Annotated in this window: 9 protein-coding genes; all 9 read right to left on the reverse strand. The window is 50.1% G+C overall.

The genetic code is table 11. The features are described from left to right. Positions 1-236: 236 nt before the first annotated feature. Positions 237-899, reverse strand: a complete 663-nt coding sequence (locus APY94_RS03375) for a M48 family metallopeptidase (RefSeq protein WP_058938294.1) — start codon at positions 897-899, stop codon at positions 237-239. Further along, positions 890-1,063: a hypothetical protein gene (locus APY94_RS13605; protein ID WP_245610397.1), complete on the reverse strand. Its 174-nt coding sequence runs from the start codon at positions 1,061-1,063 to the stop codon at positions 890-892. Before APY94_RS13605 ends, APY94_RS03375 begins: the two co-directional genes overlap by 10 nt. Positions 1,064-1,101: 38 nt before the next feature. Then, positions 1,102-3,762 carry a type I restriction endonuclease subunit R gene (locus APY94_RS03380; RefSeq protein WP_245610398.1) on the reverse strand — a complete coding sequence of 887 codons (2,661 nt, stop codon included), beginning with the start codon at positions 3,760-3,762 and terminating at the stop codon, positions 1,102-1,104. A 414-nt stretch (positions 3,763-4,176) separates the two neighbouring features. Then, entirely contained in the window at positions 4,177-5,472 is a 1,296-nt protein-coding gene (locus APY94_RS03385) for a restriction endonuclease subunit S (RefSeq protein ID WP_058938295.1), read from the reverse strand. A 12-nt stretch (positions 5,473-5,484) separates the two neighbouring features. Beyond that, on the reverse strand, positions 5,485-5,838 hold the full coding sequence (locus APY94_RS03390) for a hypothetical protein (RefSeq protein ID WP_058938296.1): 354 nt from the start codon (positions 5,836-5,838) through the stop codon (positions 5,485-5,487). Position 5,839: 1 nt separating this feature from the next. Beyond that, the gene (locus tag APY94_RS03395) at positions 5,840-6,454 is read right to left on the reverse strand and encodes a PIN domain-containing protein (RefSeq protein WP_058938297.1); all 615 of its coding nucleotides are present in this window, start codon (positions 6,452-6,454) and stop codon (positions 5,840-5,842) included. A 6-nt stretch (positions 6,455-6,460) separates the two neighbouring features. Next, complete coding sequence (locus APY94_RS03400; RefSeq protein WP_058938298.1) at positions 6,461-6,640, reverse strand: hypothetical protein; 180 nt, start codon at positions 6,638-6,640, stop codon at positions 6,461-6,463. 47 nt (positions 6,641-6,687) lie between these two features. After that, complete coding sequence (locus APY94_RS03405) at positions 6,688-8,241, reverse strand: N-6 DNA methylase (RefSeq protein ID WP_058938299.1); 1,554 nt, start codon at positions 8,239-8,241, stop codon at positions 6,688-6,690. A 79-nt stretch (positions 8,242-8,320) separates the two neighbouring features. Beyond that, positions 8,321-8,928, reverse strand: a 608-nt coding sequence (locus tag APY94_RS03410; protein ID WP_211259694.1) for an aldehyde ferredoxin oxidoreductase C-terminal domain-containing protein, incomplete at its 5' end; no start/stop codon positions are given.

Genomic DNA, 8,928 nt, shown 5'->3' on the forward strand with positions numbered 1-8,928 from the left:
GTATGTCTTTTTTGAATTCGTGATTTTCCAAAGTGGTTTTCAGTTTAAATCGCTGTTTCTCAATGTTTCACTGCCCTTGGCGCTCTTCGAGCGCCTAAAATTGGGAAATCTACTAAAAAGCCGGTTTTTCAATAAAACCCTCACCCGCAAGTCAGTTTAAAGGACATACTAACTCATCCTACTTGTTCCCCAAAAGTTGTCCCTCGACGAACTTTGCCCCCTTAAAACTCGTCCGTCTAAACCTCTCTCAGCTTTCTCCACACCTCGTTGTACTGGAGCGCAAGCCAGTACTCTCTCAGTCCCCTCTGGGCACGCATGTAATCTGGATAATACTCTCTCACGAGCTCCCAAAATGCGCGGGAGTGCTTTTGGAACTTGAGGTGGGCCACCTCGTGGATTATGATGTAGTCCCTAAGTTCCTCTGGCAGCGCCATAAGCATCAGGTTAAAGCTTAGATTTCCTTTCTCAGAGCAACTCGCCCATTTAGTCCTCTGGAAGCGGATGTAGATTTTTCTGTACTTTACCCCAAAGACCGATGAAAAGAGTCTCACCTTGAATTCCAGCTCTTCTCTCAGCTGGCTTTTCAGCCATCTTTTTAGCATCCCCAAATCGTCCTTGGGCAGGAGAACCACGTGAAACTTTGGATTAACCCCGAACTCCTCCGACTCGATGAGTTCGTAGAACTCCCCGTCGAGTATGAGCTTATTGGAAAGCTGGAGAAACTTCATCTTGGCTTCTTCGATTTCCCTTAACTTCTTCTCTATCCACTCCTTCTTTCTCTTCACCAGATCCTCAGCCTCTGCATTCGGTGGGACTATTACCTTAACCTCCCCAAGGGGGCTTATCTCGATGCGGGGATACTTAACGTCCCTCCGAATTACGCGGTACTCTACCCCCACCTTTTGATCACCTCTAGGAGCTCGTTGCGCGTCTTGATGATGTCGTCGCATTCCTCCTTATATTCCCTTACAATGAAGAGCATAACCTTCCGCGAGACTTCGCTGACGATCTCGGTTTTCTCTGTCCAGCGGGGGAACCTGAGCCCCCCGGTCTCCTTGAGCAACTTTCTAACCCCTCTGATCAGCTCGTTAGTATTGGTCTTTACGTGCTTCTTTCTTCCTTCTTGTGCCTCCAAGCTTCGATTATCCTCTCTACCTGCTCAACCAAGTCCTCCGTTAAAGGTCCCTTGTGGGTGTTTACGTAGTGTCTGACCGAGAATATGAGGTTGGTAAACGCTCTCCGCTTATCCCTCTCCCTCATTACTTTCTTAAGGAACTCATCGTCAAGTTCGATTATTGGAAAGTCAGTCTTTATCTCCTCTATGTCTACTGTCTCATGTATGAACCTGAGGGCCTCCCTGAAGAATTCGTCGGCTTTGAGCTCGACCTCCGGCGGAACGCCATCAACCTTCGCTCTGTATGCATAATAGACCTCCGTGAGCCATTTGAAGGCTTCCCTGAACTCATCTCTGTCCTCCCTGAGGAGCTTGTAGTGGTGCCTTATCTCCCTGTACAGCCTCCCGAACTCCTCCCCTTTATTTGTTCTAAAGAGCCTTTCAACGGCAGCCATTATGGCCTCCCTACCTCTTCCCGGCTCAAGGCCATCAAAGTATCCCATAGCCTTGGAGATCTTTTTCCTGAGCTCTTCCTTTATCTCTTCGACGCTGTAAGCGGCTCCTTCGATGTCAGCCTCGTTATAGATCTCCAGTGCCCTCTTCAACTCCTTGAATATGCCCACGTAATCTATAACGAGGCCGAAGGGCTTGACGTTCTCGCCGTTCTTGATGAAGGGCCTGTTGGTTCTCGCTATTGCCTGAAGGAGCCTGTGCTCCTTGAGCGGCTTGTCCAGATACATGGTTTGAAGGATCGGGGCGTCAAAGCCTGTGAGAAGCATATCGGTAACTATCAGGATTTTTGGAGTTTCTTTGTTCCTGAAATCCTCACGAATTCTCTCGCGGATTTCAGCCATGTCTTTTCCTGGGAAACGCTCTTCAAGTTCCCTCTGATACTCCTTAATAACCTCGCCCTCATCCCGGTTGAACGTCATCACGACCTCGGTGTACTCCCTTGGCAAATACTTGTCGAGGGCATGCTTGTATAAGACGCAGGACTCCCTGTCAACCGCTACCACCATTGCTTTAAACGGCTCCACGCTCTCCCTATAGTGTCTTGCTATGTCCTGGGCTATGGTTTCGATCCTCTTCGGGTTTTTCAGGAACACCTTTATCGCGTTGAGCCTCTTCTTGAGCTTCTCCTCCACCCTTCCGCGGTACTCCTCCGGGATTTCCTCAAGCTTCGATGAGAGAAATGCCTCAAGGAGCTCCCTCTTTAGGTGAACGTCCTCCTCAAGCCTCGCCTGGTAGGCTATCTTCACGGTAAAGCCGTCCTCGATGGACTGCGTTATGAAGTACCTGTCGAGGTAGGGCCTGTCCTTATAGCCGAAGGTGGCGTAGGTGTCGCGCCCTTTCTTTGCTATCGGGGTTCCCGTAAAGGCGAAGAAGGACGCGCTCTTGAGTATCGAGCGCATAGTCGAAGCAAGCTCGCCGTACTGGGTTCTGTGTCCTTCGTCTATGAGAACCACGACGTCTTTGCGGTTCATTATTGTCTTTCTTCTCCGGCTTTCCCTCTTGAGACCCTCCAGCACGTCATTGAGGTCCTCGGCGCGGAACTTGTGGATGAGCGTGATGAACGTTCCCCTCTTTCCATCTGCGTGGGTTAGGACTTCCTTGAGCTTCTCGATTGAATCTATGACTTCAAAGCTCAGCCCCACGGCTTTAAGCTCGCCGCTCAGCTGCCTCTCCAGCTCCCTCCTGTCAACGACGAAGAAAATCGTGGGGTTGCCGAGCAGGCGCTTGATTTTATAGGCGGAGAATATCATGGTCAAGGTTTTTCCACTTCCCTGCCAGTGCCAGATTAAACCCCGGTTTCTTTCCGTCTCGCCCCTCGCGTAGGCCAGAGCGATGCTCACTATCTCCCTAACCGCCCGGTACTGCATGTACCTCGGCAGAACCTTTGTAAAAGCTCCACCGCTCTCACGGTAGAAGGTGAAGTAGCGGAGGACGTCAAGGAGGGTCTCAGGTTTTAAAAGCTCAACCAGGTTGTCCAGCTCATCAAAGCTCTCGCCCTTCCATTCATAGACTGGAACACTGCTGAGCCACGGCACTATGGGGAAATAGACAGGTTTATCTCCAACCGCAACGCCGATCTGCACGTACTTGAAGAGCTCGGGCATCTCCTTCTCATAGCTTTTAATCTGCTCGTAGGCCTTTTTCCAGCTCACATCGAGCTTTTTGCACTCGATTATGACCAGCGGGATGCCGTTGACGTAGAGGATCAGGTCGGGTATCTTGGTCTTAAACGGGTAGCCGACCTGGTTGGCAACGAGGAACTCGTTGTTTCCGAGGTTTTCGTAGTCAATGAGCATCAGCCTCCTCGGTTGAGCGGTTTCCTCATCCTTCACGGGAACGCCGTTCTTGAGGTAGTCGAGAACCCTGCGGGAACCTTCAACGCCGAAAGGGGTAGCTTTGAGGAGATTGATTGCCTCCTCCGCTTCCCTCTCGCTAACTCCGTTTATCCTCACTATCGCGTCCTTCAACCTTGAGATCAGGAGGGGCTCGTTTTTGTCTTCGAGGACCTCAATGCCCCTCCGGTAAGTCCAGCCTTTTTCCTTTAACCGATCGATGATGGGCTTTTCGCACTGGAGGTATTCGGGGGTTTGAGCGGGCATGGAGGGCACCTGTTTATTTATAAACATCGGGACCATCAGAGAGGTTGGATGTTTATGGATAAACCCTTTGGTTTTAAATATTCATGCAAGTCAGAACTTCACCTGATTTTTTGAGATTGGACTCTTGTGGGCGGAGGTGGGGGATTCGAACCCCCTATAGTCCAACACCCCCTGGGCGGGACTTACAGCGGCGCTCCCCTCACCACCAAGGCATGTATGAGATGGGTGGGCCCCTTATCACCCTCCGGCCGCAGGGGGCCCACCCCCGCCCATTGTGATATCTTGTAAATACTGGATTACTGATATCACCCCCGCGATTATTTGTAGGAGGGTGATAGTTGCCTGTGGATTCACTGAAAGCCCAACGGCGAGGAGAGCAACCACCTGCCCACAAGATAATTATGTTATAACCATCTAGGGTATTTATACCTTTCACCCGACAAAGAAAGTTTAGTCTACACAATTTACCCTCCTCCCCGTCAGCAGGTCCTTCATCAGCCCGCGCTTGACCCTCTCCAGCTTCTCCCTTCTCTTTCTCAGGAGTTTGAGCCTTCTGTCAACGGTGGAGAGTATTTCGGCGATCTGCTTTTGTTCTTCTAGGGGCGGGAGGGGGAGCCTTATGTTTAGAAGATCAGATTTTCTTATTCCCGCCTGACCCACATGTCTTATGGCGATTTGCTTGAAATACTGTATCTGCCAAAGCCGGATAAAATTGTAAACAAGCCACTCGGGTATTGTAACATCATTCTTAACGCGAATACGGGTTATGTGGTTGCTGTATGTGCAAAACTCACATTCCCCCCTAAAGACGGCACTTTTACCCAGCAAATCAACACTGTTGGTATTGTTGAACAACACATCACCAGGTCTTAGGAGGTAATCGTTAATGTTCTTGTTCTTTGGTATTGGAACTTTCAGATACTGGTCAAGTACGACCCGTCCATCTGTGGTTATGTTATTCATTCTAAGTTGAATTATGCCATTCTCGTCTCGTTTTCCACTTGCAAAGCCTGGCTTCGCTTCTGTGATGATGTCCTCAACTTTGACAACCCTCCACTCCTCGGGAATCTCGCCCAGCTCGGTCTTCTTGAACCGCTCGTGCTTTATTCCCTTAGTCAAAAGCCTCTGCATCAGGCCCTTTTTCAGGCGTTCCGTCCGCTCGATAGCTTTGTCAGTCTTCTCGATGGCCTCGTCAACCGTTCTGAGTATCTCGGCGATTTTCCTCTGCCCGGGGAGGGGTGGGAGAGGAAGAGGTATATTTAATAAATCTGCCTTTTTAATACTTGCTTGCCCCACGTATCTAACACAGATCTGTCTAAAGTATCCGATTCTCCAAAGTTCCATAAAATAGTACATTATCCACTCTGGGATAACTCGACTAGAATCTACCCGGATTCTTGTTATGTGGTTGCTATATGTACAAAACTCACACTCGCCACGAAATATAGCTGTTTTACCAATTAAGTCAACACTGTTCGTGTTATTAAACAGTACATCGCCCGGCTTAAGGAGATAATCTTCAATGTTGCTTCGGACTGGAACTTCCAAGTATTCCTTTAGTGTGACCTTGCCCTCAGTAGTGATGTTGTTCATTCTAAGCTGAATTATCCCGTTCTCATCACGTTTTCCGCTTGCAAATCCTGGTTTAGCCTCTTTGATAACATCTTTTATTTTAATGACCTCCCACCCCTCTGGAATCTCGCTGAGTGGGGTTTTCTTGAACCTAGTTTTAGTCTGAGTATGCATCGGATTCACCTCTCAAAACATCAATATTATGACACCCACAAATGCGGAGTTATACATGAATGCAACAGCATAAAAGAAGCCTGACAGTGATGTATCGCTCCAATATGCCAAGATTGCAATAATCCCAAGGATTAACCCCACGTTGGCATACAGGCATAATAATGGTTCTGTGATTCCCCTAGCAATTAGATAAGTATTCAGCGCTATAACATTGGCAAAGAGTGAGGGACGGGAGATAAAGTGTTTCTCTACAAGAAGACCAACGATTATCATGGCAATAGCTCCAAGTTTGTTAAGGAACTCCGGATTTGATAGTGCCGGAAAAATCTGAAGAAGAATGTAGTCATTCATTAGGCTCTCAAGCATTTTATAGTCCCTCCAAAATCTGTATCATTCTCCCGGGCCTTACAATTTTGAAATTCCTCTCCTCGAAGAACTTTCTCGTTCTTTTTCTTATGCGCTTGTCCTCCAGCAAATCGTGAAAGTCCCGGTCCATGGTTACGAAATAATCCATACCGTGCTTTATCGCCGTCGTGATGAGTATTGCATCTTGCGTCATTAGTCCAGCCCTTGCAACGAAGAAGGGATAGTATTCAACGTCGAACACTGAGTCCTCAATAACGTTCAGCCGTTCCCTGATGAGATTTGAGAGCTTGATAATTGCATCAAGAAACTCGTCGAACTCCTCACCGGTGAGCAGGAAGTCCTTGAAGTACTTTCCCCAGTATAGGGCCGCTATTCCTTCCGAACGCATTTTCTCGGAGATTAAAAAATCGGCAAAAGCCCTCGTCATCTCCGCCAGTGCGAGGTTTGAGGTGTAGAACTCCGCCTTAAACGTCCCGTTGATAGCCCCTTCAACAAGGCGATAGGACTGCTCCAACTTGCGATATTTGTTAATTAGCCCCTCGCCATGCCTCTCAATACCCTTCTTCAAAATCGCCCAGTGGACTATTGTGTTCGTATCAACGAACACCTTAACCATAGCCCCTCAACCCAGAAGATCCCAAATCGACCCTTTTTTCTTTGTGCTCTTCTTCTTGGGAGGATGCCATAGTCCCACTATTTTATACTGCCCGTTGGGCTGAATCTCGGCGAGATAGTATTTTCCTGTAAGCGGGTTGTGGATGCGCTTGTACTTTTTCTTTTTGGACTTCTTTTTTGTGGCCATTTTTTCACCCAACAATTTCTAAGGTTGGTATTTAATAAACCCTTTCCTCAATATCCCAGCTCCCTCAAATACCCCTCGATCTTCTCATCAACCTTCGCCAGCTCCTCGTTAATTCTCCTCAGCTCCTCCCACTCGGCCTTAACATCGATCTCCTCCTCTTCCTCCATCGGGAAGACATAGAGGGTGACGTTGAGGTTGTGGTCGTTCTCCTTTATCTCGTCCAGGTCAACGACGCGCGCAAAGCCATCAACGTCCTCGAACTTCTCGAAAGCGGTAACTATTTTTCTGATGTGCTCCTCGCCGAGGCGGTTGAGCTTCCTTATTTCGGGGTGTTTCTCGTACTCCTGTGAGGCGTTGATGAAGAGGACTTTTCCCTTCCTCTCTTTCGGCTTGTTGAGGTTGAAGACCATTATAGCCCCCGGCGCGCCGGTGTTGTAGAAGAGCTTCTCCGGGAGAAGTATCACCGCCTCAAGCAGGTCGTCCTTGAGTATCTTCGCCCTTATCTTCTTTTCAGCCTCGCCCCTGAAGAGTGCGCCATTGTCTATGACGATGCCGACCCTTCCGTTATCTTTTGCACTCGCGAGCATGTGCTGGATCCATGCCCAATCTGCTGAGTTGTTCGGCGGATAGCCGTACTTGAAACGCTCCTCCTTGAACTCGGCCTTTTTGAGAGTCTCCTCGCCGTAGCCGTCCTGGTTCCACGGAGGGTTGGCTATAACCACATCGAAGCGCTTGAGCCTTTCGCCGTCCTTGAACTGTGGCCGTAGCAGTGTATCACCGACTGCCAGCTTTGGCGACTTAATGCCGTGGAGTATCATGTTCATCTCAGCTAAAGCGTAGGTGGTTGGGTTGACCTCCTGGCCATAGAGGAAGAGCTTTTTAGCCTCATCCGCTCCGCGGTGCTCCTTAACGTAGAGATAAGCTCCGATGAGCATGCCACCAGAACCCATAGATGGATCATAAATCTCCTCGCCCGGCTCCGGCTTGAGGATTTCAACTAGAAGCCTTATGACCTCTCTTGGGGTATAAACCTCACCCTCCTTGGCCTTCTGCGGGGCAAAATACCTCAGAATCCACTCGTAGGCATCGCCAAGAACATCGGGCGAGGCGTTCTTTAAGTCAAGCCCGCTGAAGAGCTCGAAGAGCTGCCTGAGTATTTCAGCGTTGTCCCTGTGGAGCATGAACTCCATGAAGTCAAAGCGGTCAACGACACCCCTCAGGTTGGGGTTGAGCTCGGCGAGCTTCTTGAGCGCCTGCGAGAGGTTCTGGGGAAGGCTCTCGATGTCCTTCTCGCGGAGCTTCCTCCAGAGGTATTCAGGTGGATAGTTAATCGTGTACGCTTCCCTGTCTTTGAGGGCAAGCTCTTCGGCGGTCTTTCTGTCCAGACCTTCCTTCATGAGCTTCCTAACGTATTCCTCAAACTCCTTCTCCCACTCGTCGCTCAGACGTTTCAGGAAGAGCAGAAGGAGGATATACTTGTAATCGACCCTTGTCCTGATTAAATCTGCGGCCTTCTTAAGAACCCTCTCAAGCTCTTCCCTGGTTAAACCGTTATCCTTCCTGGAGGCATGGCCGATGAAATCGGTGAGCTTCCTCTCCATGATTCACACCGAAGAAAGGATACTCCATCGGGTTCTTATATTTAACTCCATAAGGAAGAAGCAAAGAACGGGGCAGAAATCAAATCCCAGCCCCAATATCCTCCGCGATGTCCGGGAGGTCGAGGGCCATGAGCTTGGCCTTGGTTGGGATTCCGTCCCTGCTCCAGCCGCGGGCCTGGTAGTATTCGTCGAGCATCCTATCGAGCTCCCACGGCGGGACGTGGAGGCCCTTGCTGACGCCCTCCGGGATCGGCTCCCACATGATTCTGTACGGCAGGGTGTCGTCCTTCCTGCTGAAGCCCTCGCGGACGTTGAAGGCCCTGGCGATGTTCATTATCCTCTCGCCGATGACCATCAGCTCGGCCTCGCCGATGTTCATGCCGGTGATGGCCTCGACGAGCGGCGGGAAGCCCTCGAGGAAGTACATGTGCCTTGAGAACTTGCACGTTCCGGTGGCGTCGTAGACCGCCATGAGGTTCTCGTGGAACGCTATTTCGAATCCCTTGTTCTCGCCCCTGGTCCTGTCAACGCCCTCGAACTTCCACCACCTGCCGACGAGCTCGGTTCCGTAGGCGCCGCTGGTGAGGTGGTCGGCACCGCGGACGCTGACGGCGAAAGCAAGTGCCATTCCCTTTATGCCGCGGACATCGTATGCTGGCGGCTCCATTCCCTTGACGTGCATGGCGA

This window comes from Thermococcus celericrescens (genome assembly GCF_001484195.1).
Classification (GTDB): Archaea; Methanobacteriota_B; Thermococci; order Thermococcales; family Thermococcaceae; genus Thermococcus; species Thermococcus celericrescens.

Coding starts and splice junctions, on each gene's coding strand:
- APY94_RS03380 (WP_245610398.1), bottom strand. CDS start 3,762: ATGGTCCCGATGTTTATAAATAAACAGGTGCCCTCCATGCCCGCTCAA.
- APY94_RS03385 (WP_058938295.1), bottom strand. CDS start 5,472: ATGCATACTCAGACTAAAACTAGGTTCAAGAAAACCCCACTCAGCGAG.
- APY94_RS03390 (WP_058938296.1), bottom strand. CDS start 5,838: ATGCTTGAGAGCCTAATGAATGACTACATTCTTCTTCAGATTTTTCCG.
- APY94_RS03395 (WP_058938297.1), bottom strand. CDS start 6,454: ATGGTTAAGGTGTTCGTTGATACGAACACAATAGTCCACTGGGCGATT.
- APY94_RS03400 (WP_058938298.1), bottom strand. CDS start 6,640: ATGGCCACAAAAAAGAAGTCCAAAAAGAAAAAGTACAAGCGCATCCAC.
- APY94_RS03405 (WP_058938299.1), bottom strand. CDS start 8,241: ATGGAGAGGAAGCTCACCGATTTCATCGGCCATGCCTCCAGGAAGGAT.